Source organism: Kribbella sindirgiensis, from assembly GCF_004331435.1.
GTDB lineage: Bacteria > Actinomycetota > Actinomycetes > Propionibacteriales > Kribbellaceae > Kribbella > Kribbella sindirgiensis.
In genome coordinates, this window is the sequence record NZ_SJKA01000007.1 from 550,402 (window position 1) to 572,309 (window position 21,908).

27 protein-coding genes are annotated in these 21,908 nt (G+C 68.7%); 18 read left to right on the plus strand and 9 right to left on the minus strand.

Annotated elements, in window-relative coordinates:
* The first annotated feature begins 25 nt into the window (after nt 1-25).
* The 3 genes from E0H50_RS23185 to dprA are packed head-to-tail and all read left to right on the plus strand — an operon-like array spanning nt 26 to nt 3,173.
* Entirely contained in the window at nt 26-382 is a 357-nt protein-coding gene (locus tag E0H50_RS23185) for a YraN family protein (RefSeq protein ID WP_131291912.1), read from the plus strand.
* Complete coding sequence (locus E0H50_RS23190; protein WP_131291914.1) at nt 382-1,959, plus strand: YifB family Mg chelatase-like AAA ATPase; 1,578 nt, start codon at nt 382-384, stop codon at nt 1,957-1,959. Before E0H50_RS23185 ends, E0H50_RS23190 begins: the two co-directional genes overlap by 1 nt.
* Nucleotides 1,956-3,173, plus strand: coding sequence for a DNA-processing protein DprA (gene dprA, locus E0H50_RS23195; RefSeq protein ID WP_131291916.1), 1,218 nt, complete (start codon nt 1,956-1,958; stop codon nt 3,171-3,173). Before E0H50_RS23190 ends, dprA begins: the two co-directional genes overlap by 4 nt.
* A gap of 14 nt (nt 3,174-3,187) precedes the next feature.
* Here dprA and E0H50_RS23200 read toward each other — a convergent pair whose 3' ends face one another.
* The 4 genes from E0H50_RS23200 to E0H50_RS23215 all read right to left on the minus strand — a co-directional run bounded on the left by E0H50_RS23200 (nt 3,188) and on the right by E0H50_RS23215 (nt 5,644).
* Nucleotides 3,188-3,529 (minus strand): DUF2200 domain-containing protein, encoded by a 342-nt coding sequence (locus E0H50_RS23200; RefSeq protein WP_131291918.1) that lies wholly within the window; start codon nt 3,527-3,529, stop codon nt 3,188-3,190.
* Nucleotides 3,530-3,563: 34 nt separating this feature from the next.
* Nucleotides 3,564-3,884 (minus strand): hypothetical protein, encoded by a 321-nt coding sequence (locus E0H50_RS23205; protein ID WP_131291920.1) that lies wholly within the window; start codon nt 3,882-3,884, stop codon nt 3,564-3,566.
* A gap of 272 nt (nt 3,885-4,156) precedes the next feature.
* The gene (locus E0H50_RS23210; RefSeq protein ID WP_131291922.1) at nt 4,157-4,738 is read right to left on the minus strand and encodes a dihydrofolate reductase family protein; all 582 of its coding nucleotides are present in this window, start codon (nt 4,736-4,738) and stop codon (nt 4,157-4,159) included.
* A 66-nt stretch (nt 4,739-4,804) separates the two neighbouring features.
* Entirely contained in the window at nt 4,805-5,644 is an 840-nt protein-coding gene (locus E0H50_RS23215; protein WP_238151157.1) for a helix-turn-helix domain-containing protein, read from the minus strand.
* A gap of 119 nt (nt 5,645-5,763) precedes the next feature.
* Here E0H50_RS23215 and E0H50_RS23220 point away from each other — a divergent pair, with 119 nt between their 5' ends.
* Nucleotides 5,764-6,399 (plus strand): VOC family protein, encoded by a 636-nt coding sequence (locus E0H50_RS23220; RefSeq protein ID WP_131291924.1) that lies wholly within the window; start codon nt 5,764-5,766, stop codon nt 6,397-6,399.
* A 57-nt stretch (nt 6,400-6,456) separates the two neighbouring features.
* Here the strand turns inward: E0H50_RS23220 and E0H50_RS23225 are convergent, their stop codons facing one another.
* On the minus strand, nt 6,457-8,091 hold the full coding sequence (locus E0H50_RS23225) for an APC family permease (protein ID WP_131291925.1): 1,635 nt from the start codon (nt 8,089-8,091) through the stop codon (nt 6,457-6,459).
* Nucleotides 8,092-8,227: 136 nt separating this feature from the next.
* Between E0H50_RS23225 and E0H50_RS23230 the strand changes: the two genes are divergently transcribed.
* The 3 genes from E0H50_RS23230 to E0H50_RS23240 all read left to right on the plus strand — a co-directional run bounded on the left by E0H50_RS23230 (nt 8,228) and on the right by E0H50_RS23240 (nt 10,163).
* Nucleotides 8,228-9,169 (plus strand): tyrosine recombinase XerC, encoded by a 942-nt coding sequence (locus E0H50_RS23230; protein WP_131291927.1) that lies wholly within the window; start codon nt 8,228-8,230, stop codon nt 9,167-9,169.
* A 64-nt stretch (nt 9,170-9,233) separates the two neighbouring features.
* Complete coding sequence (locus E0H50_RS23235; RefSeq protein ID WP_131291929.1) at nt 9,234-9,713, plus strand: RrF2 family transcriptional regulator; 480 nt, start codon at nt 9,234-9,236, stop codon at nt 9,711-9,713.
* A gap of 51 nt (nt 9,714-9,764) precedes the next feature.
* Nucleotides 9,765-10,163, plus strand: a complete 399-nt coding sequence (locus E0H50_RS23240; RefSeq protein ID WP_131291931.1) for a VOC family protein — start codon at nt 9,765-9,767, stop codon at nt 10,161-10,163.
* A gap of 3 nt (nt 10,164-10,166) precedes the next feature.
* On the opposite strand, the gene E0H50_RS23245 is transcribed toward E0H50_RS23240, so the two are convergent.
* Entirely contained in the window at nt 10,167-10,799 is a 633-nt protein-coding gene (locus E0H50_RS23245) for a M23 family metallopeptidase (protein WP_131291933.1), read from the minus strand.
* Nucleotides 10,800-11,099: 300 nt separating this feature from the next.
* On the opposite strand from E0H50_RS23245, the gene rpsB reads away from it, so the two are divergent.
* The 6 genes from rpsB to E0H50_RS23275 all read left to right on the plus strand — a co-directional run bounded on the left by rpsB (nt 11,100) and on the right by E0H50_RS23275 (nt 15,928).
* Nucleotides 11,100-12,062 (plus strand): 30S ribosomal protein S2, encoded by a 963-nt coding sequence (gene rpsB / locus E0H50_RS23250; protein WP_131291935.1) that lies wholly within the window; start codon nt 11,100-11,102, stop codon nt 12,060-12,062.
* Nucleotides 12,063-12,218: 156 nt separating this feature from the next.
* On the plus strand, nt 12,219-13,037 hold the full coding sequence (gene tsf / locus E0H50_RS23255; RefSeq protein ID WP_131291937.1) for a translation elongation factor Ts: 819 nt from the start codon (nt 12,219-12,221) through the stop codon (nt 13,035-13,037).
* 49 nt (nt 13,038-13,086) lie between these two features.
* Nucleotides 13,087-13,839 (plus strand): UMP kinase, encoded by a 753-nt coding sequence (pyrH, locus tag E0H50_RS23260; protein WP_131291939.1) that lies wholly within the window; start codon nt 13,087-13,089, stop codon nt 13,837-13,839.
* Between the two features lie 99 nt (nt 13,840-13,938).
* A complete protein-coding gene (gene frr / locus E0H50_RS23265; RefSeq protein WP_202868295.1) occupies nt 13,939-14,493 on the plus strand; it encodes a ribosome recycling factor in 555 nt (184 codons plus the stop codon).
* Complete coding sequence (locus E0H50_RS23270; RefSeq protein WP_131291943.1) at nt 14,493-15,341, plus strand: phosphatidate cytidylyltransferase; 849 nt, start codon at nt 14,493-14,495, stop codon at nt 15,339-15,341. Before frr ends, E0H50_RS23270 begins: the two co-directional genes overlap by 1 nt.
* A complete protein-coding gene (locus E0H50_RS23275) occupies nt 15,338-15,928 on the plus strand; it encodes a GNAT family N-acetyltransferase (protein ID WP_131291946.1) in 591 nt (196 codons plus the stop codon). The genes E0H50_RS23270 and E0H50_RS23275 overlap by 4 nt, the downstream gene beginning before the upstream one ends.
* Here E0H50_RS23275 and E0H50_RS23280 read toward each other — a convergent pair.
* Together E0H50_RS23280 and E0H50_RS23285 are read right to left on the minus strand one after the other, a co-directional pair.
* Nucleotides 15,918-16,883: an LLM class flavin-dependent oxidoreductase gene (locus E0H50_RS23280; RefSeq protein WP_131291948.1), complete on the minus strand. Its 966-nt coding sequence runs from the start codon at nt 16,881-16,883 to the stop codon at nt 15,918-15,920. The genes E0H50_RS23275 and E0H50_RS23280 overlap by 11 nt on opposite strands.
* 28 nt (nt 16,884-16,911) lie before the next feature.
* The gene (locus tag E0H50_RS23285) at nt 16,912-17,313 is read right to left on the minus strand and encodes a MarR family winged helix-turn-helix transcriptional regulator (protein ID WP_131291950.1); all 402 of its coding nucleotides are present in this window, start codon (nt 17,311-17,313) and stop codon (nt 16,912-16,914) included.
* A 61-nt stretch (nt 17,314-17,374) separates the two neighbouring features.
* Between E0H50_RS23285 and E0H50_RS23290 the strand changes: the two genes are divergently transcribed.
* The 5 genes from E0H50_RS23290 to E0H50_RS44235 all read left to right on the plus strand — a co-directional run bounded on the left by E0H50_RS23290 (nt 17,375) and on the right by E0H50_RS44235 (nt 21,100).
* Nucleotides 17,375-18,271: an LLM class flavin-dependent oxidoreductase gene (locus E0H50_RS23290; RefSeq protein ID WP_238151158.1), complete on the plus strand. Its 897-nt coding sequence runs from the start codon at nt 17,375-17,377 to the stop codon at nt 18,269-18,271.
* A gap of 97 nt (nt 18,272-18,368) precedes the next feature.
* Nucleotides 18,369-19,037, plus strand: coding sequence for a C39 family peptidase (locus E0H50_RS23295; protein ID WP_131291952.1), 669 nt, complete (start codon nt 18,369-18,371; stop codon nt 19,035-19,037).
* An 81-nt stretch (nt 19,038-19,118) separates the two neighbouring features.
* The gene (locus tag E0H50_RS23300) at nt 19,119-19,436 is read left to right on the plus strand and encodes an Rdx family protein (RefSeq protein WP_131291954.1); all 318 of its coding nucleotides are present in this window, start codon (nt 19,119-19,121) and stop codon (nt 19,434-19,436) included.
* A gap of 33 nt (nt 19,437-19,469) precedes the next feature.
* A complete protein-coding gene (gene rlmN / locus E0H50_RS23305; RefSeq protein ID WP_131291956.1) occupies nt 19,470-20,591 on the plus strand; it encodes a dual-specificity RNA methyltransferase RlmN in 1,122 nt (373 codons plus the stop codon).
* The gene (locus E0H50_RS44235) at nt 20,591-21,100 is read left to right on the plus strand and encodes a DivIVA domain-containing protein (protein ID WP_131291958.1); all 510 of its coding nucleotides are present in this window, start codon (nt 20,591-20,593) and stop codon (nt 21,098-21,100) included. The genes rlmN and E0H50_RS44235 overlap by 1 nt, the downstream gene beginning before the upstream one ends.
* Here E0H50_RS44235 and E0H50_RS23315 read toward each other — a convergent pair.
* Nucleotides 21,097-21,789 (minus strand): alpha/beta fold hydrolase, encoded by a 693-nt coding sequence (locus tag E0H50_RS23315; RefSeq protein WP_131291959.1) that lies wholly within the window; start codon nt 21,787-21,789, stop codon nt 21,097-21,099. The two genes, E0H50_RS44235 and E0H50_RS23315, sit on opposite strands and share 4 nt — an antisense overlap.
* Nucleotides 21,790-21,908 lie beyond the last annotated feature (119 nt).

Sequence of the window (21,908 nt, forward strand, 5' to 3'; positions counted from 1 at the left end):
TCTTCTCTGCCGGAGGTGGTTCTCGATGCGGACCAGGAACACCGTCGGACGGTACGGCGAAGATCTCGCCGCGAGGTATCTGAGCACCCAAGGTTTCGCCGTGCTCGAGCGCAACTGGCGCTGCGAGTTCGGCGAGATCGACATCGTGGCGCGTGAAGGCGACACACTCGTCGTCTGCGAGGTGAAGACCCGGCGCGGGCTGAACTACGGCACCCCGCTGGAGTCGATCACCTACCGGAAGCTGGCCACGCTCCGGAGGCTGGCCGGCCGCTGGCTGCAGACCCATCAGGTCAGACCGGCCGAGATCCGGATCGACGTCATCTCGATCCTGTTCGACCGCAACACGCCGCCGACCGTGGACCACGTGCGGGGTGCGATCTGATGGCGCTCGCCCACACCTGGTCCGTCGCGCTGGTCGGTCTGGAGGGCCATCTGGTCGAGGTCGAGGCCGACATCGCCCAGGGCCTGCCGAAGACGACCCTGATCGGTCTTCCCGACACGTCCCTGTCCGAGGCCCGGGACCGCGTCCGCGCCGCCGTGGTGAACAGCGGCGAGCGGTTCCCCGACCGCAAGGTCACGATCGGCCTGTCACCCGCCACGCTGCCCAAAACCGGCTCCCATTACGACGTCGCCATCGCCTTGTCGCTCCTGACCGCGGCCGGCGCAGTCGATCCCGGGGCGCTCCGACGGACGGCGATCATCGGCGAACTGGGCCTCGACGGCCGCATCCGCGAGGTCCGCGGCGCGCTCGCGATGACCCTGGCCGCGTCCCGCGCCGGGTTCGACCGCATCGTCGTCCCCGACCTCAACGTCGGCGAGGCCCGCCTGGTCCCCGGCATCGACGTGTACGGCGCTCGCTCGCTGCGTCAGGTCCTGGCCCTGCTTCGCGGCACCGAGATCCCCGACGAGGCACCACCCCGCGCCGAGCCGCGATTGGTGTCGGAGTCGCTGATCCGGGTGCCGGGCGTCGACCTCGAGGACATCATCGGCCAGCAGGAGGGCCGGCGTGCGATCGAGGTCGCTGCCGCCGGAGGCCATCACCTGTTCCTGCACGGCCCACCGGGGTCCGGCAAGACGATGCTTGCCGAGCGCCTGGCCGGGCTGATGCCTGATCTCAGCACCGACGACTCGCTCGAGGTCTCAGCCGTGCACTCCCTCGCCGGTCTGCTCACCAACGACGCCGAGCTGGTCCACCGGCCGCCGTTCATCGCGCCACACCACACGGCGTCCCTGGCCAGCCTGGTCGGCGGCGGCACCGGGGTGCCGAGACCCGGCGCCATCAGCTGCGCGCACCGCGGCGTCCTCTTCGTCGACGAGGCACCCGAGATGCATCCACTGGCCCTCGACAGCCTCCGACAGCCACTCGAATCGGGATTCGTCGAAATCCACCGGGCCGCGGCCGTCGCCAAGTTCCCTGCCCGCTTCATGCTCGTCCTCGCCGCCAACCCCTGCCCCTGCGGCCTGTCCGGCACCAACCAAGGCATCTGCAGCTGCACACCGCAGCATCTGGCGAGGTACCGCCAGCGGATCAGTGGCCCGATCAAGGACCGCCTGGACATCCAGCGCCAGATCCTCCCGGCCGCCCGCACCGTCACCGACGGCCAACCTGTGGAGTCGACAGCCGTCGTCGCCGCTCGCGTCCTGGCCGCCCGTGATCGCCAAGCCCACCGGTACCGCGAGACCGCCTGGACCCTCAACAGTCAGATTCCCGGCCCAGTCCTGCGCCGCGAACACCCGTTGGACGACTCCAGTCAAAAGCTCCTGGAAGACCACTACACCGCCGGCCGCCTCACCGCGCGAGGCTTCGACCGCGTGGTCCGCCTTGCCTGGACCTTGACTGACCTGGCCGGCGCCTCCATCCCGACCGTCGACGAAACCCACGAAGCCTTCCAACTCCGCTCAGGCGAGCCCCTGACCCAACTGGCCGATCTCCGCCCCCTCAAAGGACCCGTGCAATGACCCACACCTACGCGCTCGCGACCGAAGGCTCTGGTTCCGGGCGAGGAGCTGGTGGCTACGAATCGGTTGCTGGTGGCAACGGGGACGAGGAGCGCCTGGCTCGGGCGGGCCTGTCGCGGGTGGTTGAGCCGGGCGACGTCGCCGCTCTGAAGGCGTTCGAAGGCCTGCTCCCGTTGGAGATCTGGGACCGCCTCCAGCACAACGCCCCAGACCTGGAGCGCTGGTCCACCAGACTCGCGACGGCCGACCCGCACCGAGATCTCGAACGCGCCGCTGCCGCGGGCGCGAGGTTCGTGATCCCCGGCGACGACGAATGGCCGGCCGACGTCGAAGTCCTCGACGAAGCCGGTCAGCTGAGCCGCCGAGCCGGCGTACCGTTCGGCCTCTGGGTGCGCGGCCGCGCGGACCTCCGCCACGCCCTGACCCGGGCGGTCGCCGTCGTCGGCGCCCGCGCCTGCTCGTCGTACGGCGAACACGTTTCCGCCGAGTTGTCCGCCGGCCTCGCCGACAACGGCCTGACGATCGTGTCCGGCGGTGCCTACGGGATCGACGCGGCCGCACACCGCGGAGCCCTCGCAGCCGCCGGTACGACGATCGCGGTTCTCGCCTGCGGCGTCGACGTCAGCTACCCGAAACGCAACTCCGCACTGCTCAGCCGCATCGCCGAGGACGGCCTCGTCGTCACCGAGCTCCCACCCGGCTGCGCCCCGACCAAGCTCCGCTTCCTCGCCCGCAACCGGCTCATAGCCGCCATCACCCAAGGCACCGTCGTCATCGAAGCCGCAGTACGCAGCGGCGCCCTGAACACCGCCGGCTGGGCCGAACAGTGCGGCCGCCCCGTCCTCGCCGTCCCCGGCCCGATCACCTCGCGCATGTCCGCCGGCAGCCACCTCCTCGTCCGCGAACGCAACGCCGTCCTGGCCACCAACGTCGCCGAAATCATCGAAGCGATCTCCCCCTTCGGCACCAACCTCACCCAACCCGCAAGAGCAACCCCGACCCTCACCGACACTCTCGCCCCCGACCTCCAACGAACCCTGGACGCCGTCCCGGTCCGCAACCCCGCCCCGACCGACCGAATAGCCATCGCAGCAGGCCTGGACCTCCCCACCACCCACCAATCCCTGCAAACCCTCGCCGGCCTGACCCTCGTCACTCAAACCCCAACCGGCTGGCGCCTAACAACGCCCGAGCAGCAACCAGGAACCTGGTGATCGCCACTGATCGACTACGCGCGCAGGATCTTGTCCATCGGCTTGCCCTTGGCGAGTTCGTCGACCAGCTTGTCCAGGTAGCGGATCTTCTGCATCAGCGGGTCGTCGATGTTCTCGACGCGTACGCCGCAGACGACTCCCGTGATCGACGACGCCTGCGGATTGAGTTGTGCGTCGGCGAAGAAGTCCTCGAAGGTCGTGCCCGCCGCCAGGTGGTCCTTCAACGCCGCCGTACCGAAGCCGGTCAGCCACTCGATGACCTGGTCGAGTTCGGCCTTCGTGCGTCCCTTCTTCTCGACCTTGGTCACATACAGCGGATACACGGACGCGAAAGGGACGGTGAAGATTCGGCTCATCCCACAAACGTAAGGCTCGCCGGCCCTGGCTGCCTCAGAGGCCCGCTGGCTCGCGGCGGGTGCCGACGGCCGCGGCGGCGGCTGCGAGGACTGCTGGGAGGACGAGCGCCAGGTGACCGAGACCGCGGACTACCTCACCGTCGACCAGCCAGTGGGCCAGGGAGGTGGCCCAGACGGCGGCAGACCAGGCGAGGGAGAAGATCAAGGCCGGTGCGGCGACGCGACGGGGGAGTGCCGCCGAGCCGGCCAGCAGGAACGGATTGTCCAACCGGCGTACCGAGCCGCCGCCGAAGTTGTCGGTCGCGAAGTACGCGGCCATGAACAGCGCGAGAAACCCGGCAACCAGCCGAGCCACAAGAAACCGTGGCGACGAGCCAGGTGCTGATCGCGTACCTGTCCAGCTCGATCGCCATGGCCGTGGCGACCCAAGGGCAACGTGACGATCGCTGGACAGAGGCTGCCCGCGCCCTCAAAAGCATCGGTCAGACCTCCACCGAACAGATGCCGGCAGCCGGCTCGATCGAACAGTTCACACTGGGACTAGACCTCCTGGTCGACGGCCTACGCATGCGAACGAACACAGCCCACCTCCCTTCTGCGCCTTGATGAGTTCGGCTGCCCGGACCGTCAGCGGCGGACCTGGTAGCGCAGGTGGAGCACCCGGTTGCCCTGGATCACCTCGTCAGGGTCTTCCAACAGGTGCTGTGCGTCGACTGATCCGAAGTAGCGCTTACCGGACCCGAACACGACAGGTACGACGTCCATGCGCACCTCGTCGACCAATCCCGCGGCCAGCGCCTGGCCACCGACGTCGCCGGCGGCGATCTCGACGATGCGGTCACCGGCAAGCTCCTGCGCTTCGGCCACGGCTGCCTCGACCCCGTCGACGAAGTGGAACGGCGCCTCGGGATCCCAGCCCTCAGGTGCCGGTCGGTGCGTGACGACGACCACGTGGTCGACCCCGGCCGGAGGCGTCCCGTCCCAGCCGTCGGTCAGATCGAAGACGTGGCGGCCGGCGATCGTCACCCCGATCTGGTCCCAGTACGCGCGGGTGTAGTCGAAGGACACCTGCGCCACCTTCAACACGCCGCTCTCGTCCAACGGGACGTCACCGCTGGTCAACCAGTCGAACAGCGGTCCTGGCTGGTCGTTCTCGTCCGCGAGGAAGCCGTCCACCGACACCGAGCTGTACATGACCACCTTGCCCACGGGGCTCTCCTTTGCTTTGGGGTGCCCTCAAATTAGCGGCTCGTGGGCTGGCGCTCTTGTAAGAAATCAATCGGCCGGCAGCGGCCAGTTGTCCAGCGTGTGGCCGGGATGTTCGCGCAGGAACCGCCGCCGGACTTCGACGTACTGGGTCGGCGTGAGCCCGGTGAACTCCCGGAACTCGTGCCCGAAGTGGGCCTGGTCGAAGTAGCCCGCGCGAGCGGCGAGGTCGCTCCAGTCGATCGGTCCGGCGGGGTCGATCGCGAGCACGGTGGTGGTGAAACGGTACGAGCGGGCCAGCCGCTTCGGCGTGACACCGATGAGCTGCTTGAACCGCTGTGTCAGATGGGTGCTGCTGACACCGGCTGCTGAGGTCAGGTTGCCGACCGCCACCGCTCCACTGGTCGCCGCGATGACGCTGCTCGCGTGGCGAACCAGGCCCAATCCGGCGGTCTCGCGCAGCCGTCGCATCAGTTCCTCCTCGAGCAGCGTCAGCATCTCGTGCGGTCCGGCCGCCGTGGCCAGCCGGTCTCTCAGCTCGGCAATGGCGGGCCGGCCCCAGACCTGCTCGATCGTCACTGGCCGGTCACACAGCTCGGTCGCGGGCATCGGCACGAACGGCGCCAGCCCCCACGGTTTGAAGTGCACGCCGACGGACCGGGTCCAGTGTGGGTAGCCGAACTCCATTACGCGCGTGGGTACGGTGACGACGCAACCGTCGGCGTACTCCGCCGTCCCGACGTGGGTGCTGCCGCGGATGCGGAACGGCGCCCCGAGGTTGACGATGAGCAACGCCGATGGACTCGGCGGCAGCATCAGCCAGGCGTACGGCGACGCGCCCTCCAGGTAGTAGAGATCGTCGATCAGCCCGTCCAGCGGCGGCCGCGGCACTCTGGACACGTACTCCATGCCCACAGCATCGCCGATATCAAGCTACTTCTGCAGTGCGGCGAGCCGGTTTGAGCGGTCGGTTGGAGGTGGTCAGGAATCGAGAAGCGAGGCTCGAGCCTGCTGCATAGCTTTGGGGCATGACAACTCTTCACAGTGTGGTTCTGGAAGTCGCCGACGGTGCGTCGGCGGAGCGGTTTCTGGCGGAGGCTTTCGGGCTGACCGAACAGGTGCGGGTGCGTGAGTCCAGCGCGGAGACGGCCGGGTTCCGTGACTTCACCTTGTCGCTGACGGTGGCTCAGCCGAGTACGGTGAGCAGCCTGTTCGAGACGGCGGTCGACGCCGGCGCGACCGTAGTGAAGCCGGTGACCAAGTCGCTCTGGGGGTACGGCGGCGTTGTACAGGCACCCGACGGCACCATCTGGAAGGTGGCCACGTCGGCGAAGAAGGACACCGGTCCGGCGACCCGCGAGATCGACTCCGTGGTCCTGCTGCTCGGCTGCTCTGATGTTGCCGTGAGCAAGAAGTTCTACCTGGACCACGGGCTGTCCGTGGCGCGGAGCTTCGGGCGCAAGTACGTCGAATTCGCCACGACGGGCCCGATCAAGCTGGGCCTGTACGGGCGGAAGGCGCTGGCCAAGGATGCCGGCGTACCGGTCGATGGCAGCGGCTCGCACCGGATCGCCGTGAGCGCGGACGCAGGCACCTTCGTCGACCCCGACGGATTCGTCTGGGAACCCGTGCCGTCAGCGGTCGACGAGGGTCTCCCGGCCTAGCGCCGACTGTCCCGAAGCGGGCGATGCAAGTGGTCGCCCCAAGGTTCTTGGGTGGGGTCAGTTGCGCATGTGTTTGCCGCGGGTGGGTTTTTGGGGTTGCTGCTCGGGTGGGGTGCGGATGGCGCGGAGTTCGGTCGGGCGGTCGTGGTCGGCGCGGAGGGCCTGGAGGCCGCCGGTGCCGGGGTCGGTGTCGCCGAGGTCGAAGTCCCAGCTGTCCTCATTGGCGAGACGGCTGTGCCAGCGGCCGTAGAGGCCGTAGATCGCGATACCGATGACCATCCAGATGCCGAACTTGGTCCAGGTGCTCGTCTTCAGGTTGAGCATCAGCCAGACCGTCGCGGCGAGTGAGAGCAGCGGGATCAGCGGGACCATCGGCACCCGGAAGCCGCGCTCCAGGTTGGGCTCGGAGCGCCGCAGCGTGAGGACGCCGATCGCGCAGAACGCGAAGCAGAACAGGGCTCCGATGACGAGCAGTTCCTCGAGCTCCAGGACCTTCGGGTAGAGCGTGAGGGCCAGCGCGGCGATACCTGCGGCGGCTGCGGCACGGGCGGGGGAGGAGTACACGCGGCTGACCCGGCCGAGGCTCTTCGGGAGCAGGCCGTCACGACCCATGTTGAACAGCACCCGGCTCTGCGCGATGAGGACCACCATGATCACTGTCATCAACGCCAGCAACGCGCCTAGGTTGACCACCTTCGCGGCCCACCCGACCCCGACCGCGGCCAGCGCTTCCGAGACCGGCGCGCCGCCGCCCAGCTTGCCGTACGGGCGCATGCCGACCAGGACGACCGCCATCGCGATGTAGAGGATCGTGACCGCGCCGACGCCGAGCAGCATGCCCTGCGGGACGGTCTTCCGCGGGCTGCGGGCGTCCTCGGACGCGGTGGCGATCAGGTCGAAGCCGATGTACGCGAACACGATCGTGCTCGCGGCGGTGAAGATGCCCATCGTCCCGAACGAGCCGAACGAGGAGTCCAGGATCCAGCCCAGCAACGTCGGGCTCGCGGTGGCGGGCGCGGCCCGGGCCGGCGGCACGAACGGGTGGTAGTTGTCCATGTTGATGTGCGCGGCGCCGACGATCACCACCAGCAGGATCACCGCGACCTTCGCGATCACGACGACGGTCAGCACGCGGGACGAGAGCTTGGTGCCGGTCACGATCAGGGCGGTCAGGACCAGCAGCAGCAGCGGGGCCACCAGGTTCAGCTTGGCCTCGGGGCCGAAGAACTGCGCCACCCCGGAGGGCAGCGTGACGCCGAACCCGTCCAGCGTGGCCAGGAAGTACGCCGACCAGACCCGGGCGACGATCGCCGCCGCGGTGACGAGCTCGAGCACAAGCGCCCAGCCGACCAGCCACGCCCACGCTTCGCCGAAGGTGACGTAGCTGAACGTGTACGCGCTACCGGAAACCGGAATGGTCGACGACAGCTCGGCATAACAGGCCGCGGCCAGCAGACAGACGATCGCGGCGATGACGAACGACAGGATCACTGCCGGTCCGGCGACATTCGCCGCCTGGACGCCGCTGATGCTGAAAATGCCGGAGCCGATCATCACGCCCAGGCCGAGTACAACCAGGTCGCGACGACCGAACAAACGCGGCAGACGGTGCCGCGCGTCCTCGACTCGAGTGAACGCCGACTCGACCGGCAGGCGCCGGCCTACGGTCTGTCCGTTCGCTGAGGGGGCCATGGTCAGGGGTGCCTCCGTTGCTACTAGGGCAATCGGGCCGAACAGTAGTCGACCGTTGGGCTATCGACCAGCCCTCCTCTCGTCGGTCACCGCGCGGTGGCTTGCGATGCAGGGCCACCTCACGCATCGTCGACCTATGACGCCGGACGAAGTCACCGGAAACCGTTCCTGGCCGGAAGGTTTCGCTGTGTTACTGGCTGACTACGAAAGGCATCTGACGGCGGAAAGAGACCTCAGCACTCACTCGGTGAGAGCCTACATCGGAGATGTCGCGGATTTACTCGAACATTTGATTCGGCTTGGTCACGATGATCTGGGGCAGCTGGATATCCGGAGCCTGCGATCCTGGCTGGCGAAACAGCAAAGTCTGGGGAAATCCCGCAGCACAATGGCTCGCCGGGCGACGGCCGCAAGGGTCTTCACGGCCTGGGCGCAGCGGACCGGGCGGATCGGTACGGATCCCGGTGCGTTGCTGGCCAGCCCGAAGGCGCACAAGAGCCTTCCGGGGGTGCTCGGTCAGGCGGACACCCGCGCGGTCCTCGACGCCGCCGCGGTCGCGGCGGACGACGGCAGTCCCGTCGGGCTGCGTGACCTCGCGATCATGGAGTTGCTCTACGCAACCGGAATCCGGGTCGGCGAGCTGTGCGCCCTGGATGTGGACGACGTCGACGACTCGCGCCGGGTCGTCAGGGTCTTCGGTAAGGGACGGAAAGAGCGGTCGGTCCCGTACGGCGTACCGGCCGGGCAGGCGCTCGAGCGGTGGCTGGTCGAGGCGCGGCCGAAGCTGGCGCGTGAGGGAAGCGGGCCGGCAGCCTTTCTCGGAGCGCGAGGCGGCCGGATCGACCAGCGGGCCGTGCGGCGGATGGTGCACCAGCGGATCGCTGTCGTCGACGCACCGGACCTCGCGCCGCACGGTCTGCGCCATACGGCTGCCACCCATCTGCTGGAGGGCGGAGCGGACCTGCGGAGCGTGCAGGAGCTCCTGGGGCACGCGTCGCTCGCGACGACCCAGATCTACACCCATGTCTCCACCGACCGTCTTCGCCAGGCCTATCAGCAGGCGCACCCCAGGGCATGACCCAGGGCATGACATGTGCCGGGGATGCGGCGCGTGAGTGCCGGGATGCGGCAGACTGCGGGACATGCGGGTTTCGGCGAAGTCTGACTATGCGTTGCGAGCTCTGATCGAGATCACCCAGCGGTGGGTGGCCGGCGATGCCGCGGTGGTGTCGGCCGAGGAACTGAGCCGGGCGCAGGGCATTCCGCACGGGTTCCTGCAGGGCATCCTGGCCGATCTGCGGCGCGCCGGCGTCCTGTCCAGTCAGCGTGGGCAGTCGGGTGGCTGGCGGCTGGCCGTCGACCCGAACGAGATCTCCGTCGCGGACGTGATGCGCGCGGTCGACGGCCCGATCGTCAGTATCTCGGGCGTCCGGCCGGAGAGTGTCAGCTACAACGAGCACGCGGTCGTCCTGCAGCGGGTCTGGATCGCCGCCCGCGCGAGCCTGCGGGACGTACTCGAGAACACCACTTTGATCGACCTCGCCAAGAACAAGCTCCCGGCCGGTGTCGAGCGCCGCTCGCGCGACGAGGACGCCTGGCAGGCCCGGGTCCCGGGCAGCTGACCTCATGTTACAGTCGTGACTTATATAAGCCGCGACTGTAGGAGATGAGCTATGCAGCAGATCAAGACGTTCCTCATGTTCGAGGGCGGCGCCGAGCAGGCGATGACCTTCTACCTGTCGCTGTTCGAGGACGCCGAGGTCGTGTCGATGGTCAAGTACGGCGCCGAGGGGCCGGGCCCCGAGGGATCCGTGATGGTGGCCGTGTTCCGGCTGGCCGGGCAGCAGTTCATGTGCAGCGACAGCTATCAGCGCCATGGCTTCACCTTCACTCCTTCGATGTCGTTGTTCGTGGACTGTGCGGACGAGGCGGAGCTCGACCGGCTGTACGGCGCGCTGGTCGAGGGCGGGGGTGCGCTGATGCCCTTGGGTGACTACGGCTTCAGCAAGAAGTTCGGGTGGGTCAACGACCGGTATGGGGTGTCGTGGCAGCTGAACCTGCCGCACGCGTGAGCCCTATTCGCGTCTGATCAGCAGGCCGGCGGTGAGTGTCAGCGCCGCGGTGGCCGCGATGACGAGCTTGGCCGCACGCCGGTTGCTGTCCGGTGGGACGTCAGGTGCCGGGGCAGATGGATCAGCCGACGTGACGCGGGGTTTGGCCGCGGTCGGCTGGGTCTGTCTTTCGGTCAGGGGGAGCAGGCGGACGGGGCGATTGGGGAGCAGGCTCAGGGGGTTGAGGTACTGCTTGCCCTGAAGCAGGCCCCAGTGCAGACAAGATCTGGGCAGGCAGTGCGAGCCCGCGGCGGACAGGCGGCCGATGACGGTGCCGGTCGTGACCGTGGCCCCGACCGAGACCGCGGGGATGACAGGTTCATACGTCGTACGGCGGGGGCCGGTGGTGATCGTGATGACGCCACGGCCGGCGAGCGCACCGGCGTACGTGATCGTGCCGGAGGTGGCCGCGAGGACGGGTTGGCCCGGGCGGCCGGCGAGGTCGACGCCGCGATGGGCGGGTAGCCAGGGTTTCGCGGGTGGCTCGAAGCCGCGCACGATCTCCGGGCGGGGCTGGAGCGGCCAGGCCGCGACGGCGGGTGGCGGTGGGCTGGGTGTGGGTGGCGGCGCGGCGAGGGGGAGCAGGGCGAGGTTCATGCCAGGGAAGATGCCGGTTTCGGGGTGGTCGCGGACCGGCGATCCGGGAAATGTGGACAACCTGACCCGGTTCGCGTTGGGCGTGGGTGGTCCCGTACACTTCCGGTGGCGCCACACCTAGGTGGGGCGACTACGCATGCCCGCACAAGTGTGCGACTCCAGCGGTCCCGGAGCGATCCGGGCGGAGCCGTACGACGGGCATCAGGCACGGTGCGCCATCCCGGCGCACCGCGAGACAACCGAGAGACGCGCGGACCCGGAAGAGCACCCGGGGAAGCGTGACAGGAGACCTACACAGTCATGGCCGTAGTAACCATGAAGCAGCTCCTCGAGAGCGGCGTGCACTTCGGGCACCAGACCCGGCGCTGGAACCCGAAGATGAAGCGCTACATCCTCACCGAGCGCAACGGCATCTACATCATCGACCTGCAGCAGTCGCTGTCCTACATCGACCGCGCGTACGAGTTCGTCCGCAGCACGGTCGCGTCGGGCGGGGCGATCCTGTTCGTCGGCACCAAGAAGCAGGCCCAGGAAGCGATCGCCGAGCAGGCGACCCGCGTCGGGATGCCGTACGTGAACCAGCGCTGGCTGGGCGGCATGCTGACCAACTTCCAGACGGTGAACAAGCGGCTGCAGCGGCTCAAGGAGCTCGAGCTCATCGACTTCGACGACGTCGCCGCCTCCGGTGTCACCAAGAAGGAGCTGCTGCAGAAGCGTCGCGAGCACGACAAGCTGCTCAAGACCCTCGGCGGTATCCGCGACATGGCCCGGGTTCCGGCCGCCGTGTGGATCGTGGACACCAAGAAGGAGCACCTCGCCGTCGACGAGGCGCGCAAGCTGAAGCTGCCGATCATCGGCATCCTGGACACCAACTGCGACCCGGACGAGGTCGACTACCCGATTCCGGGGAACGACGACGCGATCCGCTCGGTCGGCCTGCTCACGCGGGTCGTCGCCGACGCCGTCGCCGACGGCCTGATGGGCCGCTCCGGCCAGGGTTCCGCCGCCGCCGGCGAGGAGCTGGGCCAGGAAGAGCCGCTGGCCGCCTGGGAGCGCGAGCTGCTGGAGAGCCAGAACGGCGCCGCCGAGGCCAAGACCGCCGAGGCCCCTGCCGCTGCTGAGGCTCCGGCCGCCGCTGAGGCACCGGCTGCTGAGGCACCGGCTGCTGAGGCTCCGGCCACCGAGGCGACCGACGCCGCGACCGAGCCGGTCGCGACCGAGGCCGAGGCGAAGGACGACGCCCCGAAGGCCGACGAGGCCTGACAGCCATGGGTGCCGCCCGGTTCATCGCCGGGCGGCGCCACCGCTGCGGACGTCCCGGCGAGCCTGGCCAGGCCACTCAGCCGCCCGGCCGCCCGGTCCGCGGGTACCGAACAGCCCCGCCCATCCAGCCGCATCGACAAGACGAGAGAACGAGGAATGGCGAACTACACCGCCGCTGACGTGAAGAAGCTCCGCGACGCCACCGGCGCGGGCATGATGGACGCGAAGAAGGCGCTCGAGACCACCGACGGCGACTTCGAGAAGGCGATCGAGGAGCTGCGCATCCACGGCGCGGCCAAGGCGGCCAAGCGCGGCGCCGAGCGGTCCGCCACCAACGGCCTGGTGGCCGCGGCGGAGAACGCTCTGGTCCAGCTGAACTGCGAGACCGACTTCGTCGCCAAGAACGAGCAGTTCCAGCAGTTGGCCGCCGACATCGTCGCGCACGCTTCGGCGAGCAAGGTCGGCGACGTCGAGGGTCTGCTCAGCGAGAAGCTGACCGACGGCAAGTCGGTCGCCGAGAACATCGAGGCGCTGGCCGCGGTGATCGGCGAGAAGCTGGAGCTCGGCAAGGTGGCCGTCTTCGACGGCAAGGTCACGGCGTACATGCACAAGCGCGCCGCGGACCTGCCGGCCCAGGTCGGCGTGCTGGTCGAGTTCGAGGGCGACGACGTGGAGGCCGCCCGTGGCGCCGCCATGCAGGCCGCCGCGATGCGCCCGCTGTACACCACCCGCGACGAGGTCCCGGCCGAGACGGTCGAGAACGAGAAGCGGATCGCCGAGGCGACCGCCCGCGAGGAGGGCAAGCCGGAAGGCGCCCTGCCGAAGATCGTCGAGGGCCGGGTGAACGGCTTCTTCAAGGACGTCGTACTGCTCGAGCAGCCGTCGGTCACGGAGAACAAGAAGTCCGTGAAGGCTGTGCTCGACGCCGCCGGCGTCACCGTGAAGCGGTTCGCCCGCTTCGAGGTCGGCGCCTGATCCCGCAGCGGATCTGAGCGCACACGAAGCTAACGAGGAGGCCGGAATCGTGACGGAAACCCTGGGTGCCGAGACGAGTCCGGCCTCTTCGCCTGCCTATCACCGGGTGCTGCTGAAGCTGTCCGGTGAGGTGTTCGGCGGCGGCAAGCTCGGCGTCGACCCCGATGTGGTGAACTCGATCGCCAAGCAGATCGCGGACGTGGCGCGGGCCGGCGTCCAGGTCGCCGTGGTGGTCGGCGGCGGGAACTTCTTCCGCGGTGCCGAGCTCCAGCAGCGCGGCATGGAGCGGAACCGGGCCGACTACATGGGCATGCTCGGCACCGTGATGAACTGCCTGGCGCTGCAGGACTTCCTGGAGAAGCTCGGCATCGAGACGCGGGTGCAGACCGCGATCACGATGGGCCAGGTCGCCGAGCCGTACATCCCGCGCAAGGCCGAGCGGCACCTGGAGAAGGGCCGCGTGGTCATCTTCGGCGCCGGATCCGGCATGCCGTACTTCTCCACCGACACGGTCGCCGCCCAGCGCGCGCTGGAGGTCGGCGCCGAGGCGCTGCTGATGGGCAAGCAGGGCGTTGACGGTGTCTACGACTCCGACCCGAAGAAGAACCCGGACGCGGTGAAGTTCGACCAGCTGTCGTACGACGACTTCCTGGCCCGCGGGCTCCGGGTCGCCGATGCGACCGCGATCAGCCTGGCCCGCGACAACGCGCTGCCGATCGTGATCTTCGGTCTCGACGAGGGCAACATCGCCCGGGTGATCCACGGCGAGAAGATCGGTACGGTCGTCTCCCGGGGGCAATAACCGGCGGTGGAGCGGCGTACCACTAGGATCGGTTGTCACAAGGCGCAGTAGTAGGAGTGGCCGCATCGGCGCGGCCCAGAGGAAGCGAGGAATGTCGTGATCGACGAAGCTCTCCGCGATGCCGAGCAGAAGATGTCGAAGGCCGTGGAGGTTGCGAAGGACGACTTCGCCGCGATCCGCACCGGCCGGGCGCACCCGCAGATGTTCGCCGGCATTCTGGCCGACTACTACGGCAGCCCGACGCCCCTGCAGCAGCTGGCCGGTTTCCAGGTCCCGGAGCCGCGTACCGTACTGATCTCGCCGTACGACAAGGGCGCGATGGCGGCGATCGAGAAGGCGATCCGCGACTCGGACCTGGGCGTGAACCCGGGCAACGACGGCGCGGTGATCCGCGTGGTGATGCCGCAGCTGACCGAGGAACGCCGCAAGGAGTACATCAAGCTTGCGAAGACCAAGGCCGAGGAGGCCAAGGTCTCGATGCGGAACATCCGCCGGCACGCGATGGACCAGGTGCACAAGACCGTCAAGGACGGCGAGGCGGGCGAGGACGAGGGCAAGAGTGCTGAGAAGCGGCTCGACGGGTTGACGAAGAAGTACGTCGATTCCGTCGATGACCTGCTCAAGCACAAGGAAGCCGAACTGCTCGAGGTGTGATGGGCGTCGAAAGCACGCCCGCGGCGAGTCCCAGCCCGAGCCGCGCCGGGCGCAATCTGCCCGCGGCGATCGCGGTCGGGGTCGGGCTCGGCGCGCTGATCCTCGGATCGCTGTACTGGCAGAAAGTCCTGTTCACCGTCCTGGTGCTGGCCGTGGTGCTGGTCGCCGTCGACGAGATGATGAAGGCGCTGCGCACCGGCGGGGCGGTGATCCCGAGGATCCCGCTGTTCGCCGGTACGACGGCGATGCTGGTGGCGGCGTACTTCGGTGGGCCGATGGCGTTGCTGGTCGCGCTCGGGGTCACGGTGCTCGGCACGATCTTCTGGCGGATGCCGGGTGGGTCGATCGGGTTCGTCCGGGACGTGAGCGCCGGGGTGTTCCTGATCGGCTACGTGCCGCTGCTGGCTGGGTTCGCGATCCTGCTGGTCCAGCCGGACGCGGACGGTCCCGGGCGGGTGGTCACGTTCTTCGTGGTCGTCGTCGCCAGCGACGTCGGCGGTTATGCGGCCGGCGTGCTGTTCGGCAAGCACCCGATGGCGCCGACGATCAGCCCGAAGAAGTCCTGGGAGGGTTTCGCCGGCTCGACGCTGGCGTGCATCGGCGCCGGTATCGCCGCGGTCGTGTTCCTGCTGGACGGGAACTGGTGGGTCGGCGCGATCGTCGGCGCCGTCGCCGTGCTGACCGCGACGGTCGGTGACCTCGGCGAGTCGATGATCAAGCGCGACCTGGGGATCAAGGACATGTCGAATCTGCTGCCTGGTCACGGCGGTGTCATGGACCGCCTCGACTCTTTGCTCGCGACCGCGCCAATCGTCTGGCTCCTCCTGCACCTGCTGGTGAAAGCATGACCGTTGCACCGGACGGACGTTCCATGGTCGGCGATGTCGTGCGCCTGGACCGGTTGCAGGCGTCCGATATCGCCGAGTTGTACGCCGCGATCGGCAACGAGCAGGTGTACGCGGGTGGATTCGGCGGCGGCCCGGCCGCGATGCCGGCCAGCGCGGAGGACATGCGCGCCAAGTGGATCCCGGCGGCGGCCAAGCGGTTCGCGTACGTCGTCCGACTGGTGGCCGACGGCACCGTTGTCGGTACGTCGAGCCTCGCGGACGTCGACGTGGCGAACGAGCGGATCCACCTCGGCTACACCGGCTACGCGCCGGCGGTGTGGGGGACCGCGGTCAATCCGGCGACCAAGCTGCTGCTGCTCGAGCATGCCTTCGAGGTGTGCGGATTCGGCCGGGTGAAGATCCAGACCGGCTCGAAGAACACTCGGTCGCAGGCCGCGATCGCGAAGCTCGGCGCGACCCGCGAGGGCGTGCTGCGCCGGCACATGCGGACGGCCGAGGGCTCGTTCCGGGACACGGTGGTGTTCTCGATCCTGGCCGACGAGTGGCCCGATGTCCGGAAGCGGCTCGAGGACCGAATCAGCCGGTGAGCTTCGCCAGCGCCGCGTAGGTCGTCAGGAGTGCGGCGCGGTCGTACGTGTTCGTCGTGATCAGGAGCTCGTCGGCAGCGGTACGGCGTACCAGGTTGTCGAGCGCCTCGTCGACCTCGGCGGGCGTGCCGTAGATCTGGCCGCGGAGTGCGTTCTCGAAGAACTCCTGCTCGCGGGCGGTCATCTCATCCGGTACGTCGGGCTGCAGCGGAGGGAACACGCCCCGCGTCCGCGAGTACGCACTGGCCCATGCCTCGGGCAACAAGAGCTCGCGCGCTGCCTCGGTGGAGTCGGCCACTGCAGCGGTGACCGCGAGGATGACGTACGGCTCCGATGCCCACGCAGACGGCCGGAACGTGCTCCGGTAGTCCTTGAGCAGGTCTGCCGAGTCCGGACGAGCCGCCAGCACCACGGGCAGGCCCAGCGACGCCGCGATGGTTGCGCCTTCGCCGACTGCGAGGATGAACGGCGGGATGTGCAGTCCCTCGCCCGGTCGCGCGTGGACCTGGTCAGTAGAAGTACCCGCGAGATAGTCCAAGAGCTCGCGGACCTGTGTGGCGAACTCGTCCGCGGCATCCTTCGAGACACCGAGCGCCCGCCGTACGCCGTTGGTGAAGCCGACCGAGCGGCCGAGGCCCATGTCGATGCGGCCGGGGTACAACGACTCCAGTACGCCGAACTGCTCCGCCACGACCAGTGGCTGATGATTCGGCAGCATCACCCCACCCGTGCCGACGCGGATCCGATCGGTGCGGGCGGCAACAGCCGCAGCCAGCACTGTCGGCGCGGAGCCGACCACTCCTGGCACGCTGTGGTGCTCCGACACCCAGAAACGCTTGTAGCCAAGCTCCTCCACCTGCTGCGCCAGCTCCACGGTCGCGCGCAGTGTCTCCGCCTCTGACTCGCCTACTCGCGTCCGGGAGCGGTCCAGGACTGACAGCGGGACGGAATGCATGCAGAGTCCAACGGCGCTGCCGGAGCGCTCATTCCCCGAGCAGGAGCCTCAGGTCGTCGCGGAAACGGTCAGCTGAGGGCAGCGGAGCGAGGAACTCCCGCTCCACCTCCAGCCGGATCCGCTCCGCGGTCTCGAAGGTGGACTCGCCCAGCGATGTCAGGACGACCACGTTCCGGCGCCGATCCTCGGGGCTGCGCCGGCGTTCGACGAAGCCACGTTCCTCGAGCCCGTCCAGCAGGTCGCCGATCGACGTCCGGTCGACCCGCAGCCGCGCGGCGACCTCGAGCTGCGACAGCGGCTCACCGGACACGATCGCCGCCAGCACCGCCAGGTCGCGCCCGTTCAGGCCGTGCGGCGCCAATGCGGTGGTCTGCGCTTCGGTGAGCTGCGCGAGGACGTGTTTGAGCAGGTACCCGAGCCGGTCAGACATACGGCAAATCTACCGGCTGGCTGATCGTCAGGAGATCTGATCATCAGTTACGCTGATGATTATGGAACCGACCTTCGGTCTGAAGACCACTCCGATGCACGTCCCGTACGCCGAGATCCGCCGTGTCTGGCTCGAGGCCGACGAGGTGCCGCAGATCCGCGATGCCTGGCTCTGGGACCACTTCCTCCCGCTCGCCGGCCCGAAGGACGGCGACGTACTCGAGGGCTGGACCCTGCTGAGCGCGCTCGCCGCGCAAACGACGAGACTCCGCCTCGGTCTGCTCGTGACGAGCAACCGGATCCGCCCGCCGGCCGTGCTCGGCAAGATCGCCAGCACCCTCGACGTGATCTCCGGCGGCCGGCTGATCATGGGCCTCGGCGCCGGCGGCACCTATCAACCGGCCGGCCTGAGTGGCATCCCGGGCCCGAATCCTGCGATCGAGGAGTACGCCGCCTACGGGCTGACGCTCGTCCCGCCGGGGGAGGGGGTCGACCGGCTGCGCGAGACGATCGAGATCCTGCGCCGGATGTGGACCGAGGACGAGTTCGACTTCCACGGCAAGTACTACACGCTCGAGCGCACCCGCAACGCGCCGAAGCCGGTCCAGAAGGGCGGCCCGCCGCTGCTGATCGGTGGCTGGGGCAACCGCATGCTGCGGCTCGTCGCGGAGTACGCCGACACCTGGAATATCAGTGGACCGCCGCACGCCGACCTCGACACCCTCGCCGATCGGGTACGCCGCTTGGACGCGGAATGTGAGCGGATCGGGCGGGACCCGTCGACGATCAGCCGCTCGCTGCAGCAGATCGTCTCATACGACGATCCGGCCGGGACCCGCGAGATCGTCCGAAAAGCCGTGGCGCTCGGCTTCGATCACGTCGTGCTCTCGCTGCCCCGCCCGTACCCGGAGCGCGCCGTGCGCTGGCTGGTCCGCGAAATCATCGACCCTTTCCACTGAGATGGAAACGAGTGGTGATTTTTTCACCACAGATCGACGCACTGTGTCAGGATCAAACACAGGACGACCCGCCCCGGTCGTCGAGTGAGGAGCTGACATGACCCTTACGACGAAGTTCAAGGCCGCTGTGAGCGGTCTCGCCCTCATCGCGGCCGCAGTCCTCCCGGTGGGCGCGGCCGCCGCCGTACCGCAGACCGTGTCCGCGGAAGCGGTCGCAGCGGCCAAGCCGGTCCCGACGCTCGGCTACTCGACGCAGACCGTCAAGACGCTGAACATCGACTTCCAGTACCAGCAGACCGGTTACTGGTGCGGCCCGGCGGCGACCCGGATCGCGCTCTCGGCCCGGATCTCGCCGCCGAGTCAGCAGCAGCTCGCCAACGAGTTGCCGACCACAACCAACGGCACCGACTGGATCGGTCAGGTCACCCGGGTGCTCAACAACCACCTCGGCACCGGCTGGTACGAGACCAAGGAGATGCCGAACGACCCGCCCACCCAGGCGCAGCGCGACCTGCTCTGGCGGGACGTCGTCCTCGACATCAACAACAACTACCCGATCGTCGCCAACATCGTCGCCCCGGCCAGCAACCACCCGCCGGGCTACCCGAACTACACGATCTACCACTACTTCACGGTGATCGGGTACGACGACAGCGACCAGACCGTTCTGATCGCGGACCCAGCCGGCTTCGCCCCCACAGCGACGTACTGGCTCACCTTCAACCAGCTGGCCACCCTCATCCCCCCGAAGGGCTACTCGGCCTGACCACTTTGTGCACCAGATCCGTACGGTGACCGCCCCGACAGGCGGATCTGGTGCACAAAGTGGGCCCGGGATACTGGGCGGGTGAACAGAGCGCCGCGGTTGGAGATCGAGTACTGCACGCAGTGCCGGTGGTTGATGCGGGCGGCGTGGACCGCCCAGGAGTTGCTGACCACGTTCCCGAAGGAGCTGGGGGAGGTGGCACTCGTTCCGGGCACCGGGGGAGTGTTCGACGTCAGCCTCGACGGCGAGCTGTTGTGGTCGCGGAAGGCCGAGGGCGGATTCGCCGAGGTCCCGCTGCTGAAGCAGATGGTCCGCGACCGGATCGCGCCGGACCGCAAGCTCGGCCACTCGGACCGCAAGGAGAGTGATCCGCAGCACGCCGGGGATGTGAATTTGTGAAGCGCCGTACCGGCGGGCGACAATAGGGCGGTTATGGCTACCTCCCTTCCCCTTGTGTTCGATGAGCCGCGCCGTGCCAAGAAGCCGCCGCGGCACCTGGCCGATCTCTCCGGGGAGGAACGGCGTACGGCGGTCGAGGCGCTGGGCGAGCCCGCGTTCCGGGCCAAGCAGCTGTCCAACCACTACTTCTCCCGGCTGGTGTCCGACCCGGCCGAGATGACCGACCTGCCGGCCGCGACCCGCGACAAGCTCGTCGCGGACCTGATGCCGCCGCTGCTGACCCGGGTCCGGGACCTGGAGTGCGACAACGGCGAGACCCGCAAGACGCTGTGGAAGCTGCTCGACGGTTCGCTCGTCGAGTCGGTCCTGATGCGGTATCCGGGCCGCGTGACGATGTGCGTGTCCTCCCAGGCCGGCTGCGGGATGGCGTGCCCGTTCTGCGCGACCGGCCAGGGCGGCCTGACGCGGAACATGACGACCGCGGAGATCGTCGAGCAGGTCGTCGACGGTGCGCGGGCGCTCGCGCGCGGCGAGGTCGCCGGCGGTCCGGGACGCGTCTCGAACATCGTGTTCATGGGCATGGGCGAGCCGATGGCCAACTACAAGGCCGTCATGGGCGCCGTCCGGCGGTTCACGGACCCGTCGCCGGAAGGTCTCGGGATCTCCGCGCGCGGCGTGACCGTGTCGACGGTCGGTCTGGTGCCGCGGATCAACCAGCTGGCGACCGAGGGGATCCCGGTCACGCTCGCGCTGTCGCTGCACGCGCCGGACGACGAGCTGCGCGACGAGCTGGTGCCGATCAACAACCGGTGGAAGGTCGACGAGGTCCTGGACGCGGCCTGGGGCTACGCGCAGCAGACCAAGCGGCGGGTCTCGATCGAGTACGCGATGATCCGCGACATCAACGACCACGCCTGGCGGGCCGACCTGCTCGCCGAGAAGCTGAACGCCCGCGGCGACTGGGGCTGGGTGCACGTCAACCTGATCCCGCTGAACCCGACCCCGGGCTCGAAGTGGACCGCGTCCGACCCGGCCGACGAGCGCGAGTTCGTCCGCCGTCTCGAGGCCGCCGGCATCCCGGTCACGGTTCGCGACACCCGCGGTCAGGAGATCGACGGCGCCTGCGGCCAGCTCGCCGCCGCGAGCAAGTCCTGATGCTGAAGCCCGCGTTCAGCGTGCGGCGGCTCGGGCAGCGCTACGACCGCGGCGAGGTCGACGCGTTCGTCGACCGCATCGTCGCGACGGCCGAACGCCGCTCGGTCGGCCCGGACGTCACCGTCGACGACGTCCGCAACGCCGCGTTCAGTACGCCGTTGTTCGGCCCGGGCTACCCGGTCGAGGAGGTCGACACCTTCCTCGCCGAGGCGGAACGATGGCTGCCCGGCGGTCCGGCCACCGCTGGTACGCCGGATGCGCGCAGAGGTGCCGCTGGCGTGTCGGCGCCGCAGTTCTCCACGGTCCGGTTGCGTGAGGGCTACGCGATCGACGAGGTGGACGAGTTCGTCGAGCGGGTGCTGGCGACCGCGAACGGCCTTCCGGTCAGTCGCCCGGTGACCGCTGCGGAGATCCGCAACGTCCAGTTCAGCCCTGTCCGCCTCGCCGAGGGCTACGACATCGAAGAAGTCGATCTGTTCCTCGACACCGCTGAAGGCTGGCTCGCCTAGAGCGTGGCGAGGATCTTTGCGAGGGCGGCCGGCTGGGAGAACATCGGCCAGTGGCCGGTGTTGAGCTCGACGAGCTCCCAGGACGGCGACTCGAGTTGCTCGGCGACCGCGGACGAGGGCGTCGCGCCGTCCATCAGACATTTGATGTACGTCGTCGGCAGCTCGCCGATCGGTCTGGTCAGCTGAGCCGGCTCGGAGATCGCGCGCCCCGGATGCGGCGTACCGCGCTCCAGAATCAGTGCGACAGCTTCCTCGGACAGATCCTGGTCGGCGTAGTCCTCGGCAGCCAGCGGTGGCCAGTACCCGCCTGAGGTCGCCAGTTGGTCCCGCACCCACGCCTGGCCCTCCTCGGACCAGCTGTCCACGAACGACTCCCCGTCGGCCGGGATGTTCGAGTCGACGTACACCACACGCCGCAACCGGTCCCCGATCCGCCCCGCCGCCTGCCCGACCGGGATGCCGGAGTAGCTGTGCCCCGCGAGCACGACGTCCCGCAGGCCGTTCTCCTCGACCACGGCCACGACGTCGTCGACGTGCTGCTGCTGACCGGCGTCCACACCCTGCCGCTCGGCCAGCCCACTGAGCGTCACCGGGTAGACGTCATGCCCCTCACTCCGCAGCACCTCTGCGACGTCATCCCAAGCCCAAGCCCCCAACCAGGCCCCTGGCACCAACACGAAGTTCGTCATGCCCCGCACCGTAAACCACCCCACCGACATTTAGGTTAGGTGTGTGCCCCGCGGGCGGCCGAACCACCGACCGGAACGCCTTGGTGATTCCTGAGTTCTGAGTGGTCGTTCGCGGGGCC

Excerpts from the sequence above, each read along its gene's own strand:
- E0H50_RS23185 (WP_131291912.1), top strand. The coding sequence starts at position 26 with ATGCGGACCAGGAACACCGTCGGACGGTACGGCGAAGATCTCGCCGCG.
- E0H50_RS23190 (WP_131291914.1), top strand. The coding sequence starts at position 382 with ATGGCGCTCGCCCACACCTGGTCCGTCGCGCTGGTCGGTCTGGAGGGC.
- dprA (WP_131291916.1), top strand. The coding sequence starts at position 1,956 with ATGACCCACACCTACGCGCTCGCGACCGAAGGCTCTGGTTCCGGGCGA.
- E0H50_RS23200 (WP_131291918.1), bottom strand. The coding sequence starts at position 3,529 with ATGAGCCGAATCTTCACCGTCCCTTTCGCGTCCGTGTATCCGCTGTAT.
- E0H50_RS23215 (WP_238151157.1), bottom strand. The coding sequence starts at position 5,644 with ATGGAGTACGTGTCCAGAGTGCCGCGGCCGCCGCTGGACGGGCTGATC.
- E0H50_RS23220 (WP_131291924.1), top strand. The coding sequence starts at position 5,764 with ATGACAACTCTTCACAGTGTGGTTCTGGAAGTCGCCGACGGTGCGTCG.
- E0H50_RS23225 (WP_131291925.1), bottom strand. The coding sequence starts at position 8,091 with ATGGCCCCCTCAGCGAACGGACAGACCGTAGGCCGGCGCCTGCCGGTC.
- E0H50_RS23230 (WP_131291927.1), top strand. The coding sequence starts at position 8,228 with ATGACGCCGGACGAAGTCACCGGAAACCGTTCCTGGCCGGAAGGTTTC.
- E0H50_RS23235 (WP_131291929.1), top strand. The coding sequence starts at position 9,234 with ATGCGGGTTTCGGCGAAGTCTGACTATGCGTTGCGAGCTCTGATCGAG.
- E0H50_RS23240 (WP_131291931.1), top strand. The coding sequence starts at position 9,765 with ATGCAGCAGATCAAGACGTTCCTCATGTTCGAGGGCGGCGCCGAGCAG.
- E0H50_RS23245 (WP_131291933.1), bottom strand. The coding sequence starts at position 10,799 with ATGAACCTCGCCCTGCTCCCCCTCGCCGCGCCGCCACCCACACCCAGC.
- rpsB (WP_131291935.1), top strand. The coding sequence starts at position 11,100 with ATGGCCGTAGTAACCATGAAGCAGCTCCTCGAGAGCGGCGTGCACTTC.
- tsf (WP_131291937.1), top strand. The coding sequence starts at position 12,219 with ATGGCGAACTACACCGCCGCTGACGTGAAGAAGCTCCGCGACGCCACC.
- E0H50_RS23270 (WP_131291943.1), top strand. The coding sequence starts at position 14,493 with ATGGGCGTCGAAAGCACGCCCGCGGCGAGTCCCAGCCCGAGCCGCGCC.
- E0H50_RS23275 (WP_131291946.1), top strand. The coding sequence starts at position 15,338 with ATGACCGTTGCACCGGACGGACGTTCCATGGTCGGCGATGTCGTGCGC.
- E0H50_RS23280 (WP_131291948.1), bottom strand. The coding sequence starts at position 16,883 with ATGCATTCCGTCCCGCTGTCAGTCCTGGACCGCTCCCGGACGCGAGTA.
- E0H50_RS23285 (WP_131291950.1), bottom strand. The coding sequence starts at position 17,313 with ATGTCTGACCGGCTCGGGTACCTGCTCAAACACGTCCTCGCGCAGCTC.
- E0H50_RS23290 (WP_238151158.1), top strand. The coding sequence starts at position 17,375 with ATGGAACCGACCTTCGGTCTGAAGACCACTCCGATGCACGTCCCGTAC.
- E0H50_RS23295 (WP_131291952.1), top strand. The coding sequence starts at position 18,369 with ATGACCCTTACGACGAAGTTCAAGGCCGCTGTGAGCGGTCTCGCCCTC.
- rlmN (WP_131291956.1), top strand. The coding sequence starts at position 19,470 with ATGGCTACCTCCCTTCCCCTTGTGTTCGATGAGCCGCGCCGTGCCAAG.
- E0H50_RS44235 (WP_131291958.1), top strand. The coding sequence starts at position 20,591 with ATGCTGAAGCCCGCGTTCAGCGTGCGGCGGCTCGGGCAGCGCTACGAC.
- E0H50_RS23315 (WP_131291959.1), bottom strand. The coding sequence starts at position 21,789 with ATGACGAACTTCGTGTTGGTGCCAGGGGCCTGGTTGGGGGCTTGGGCT.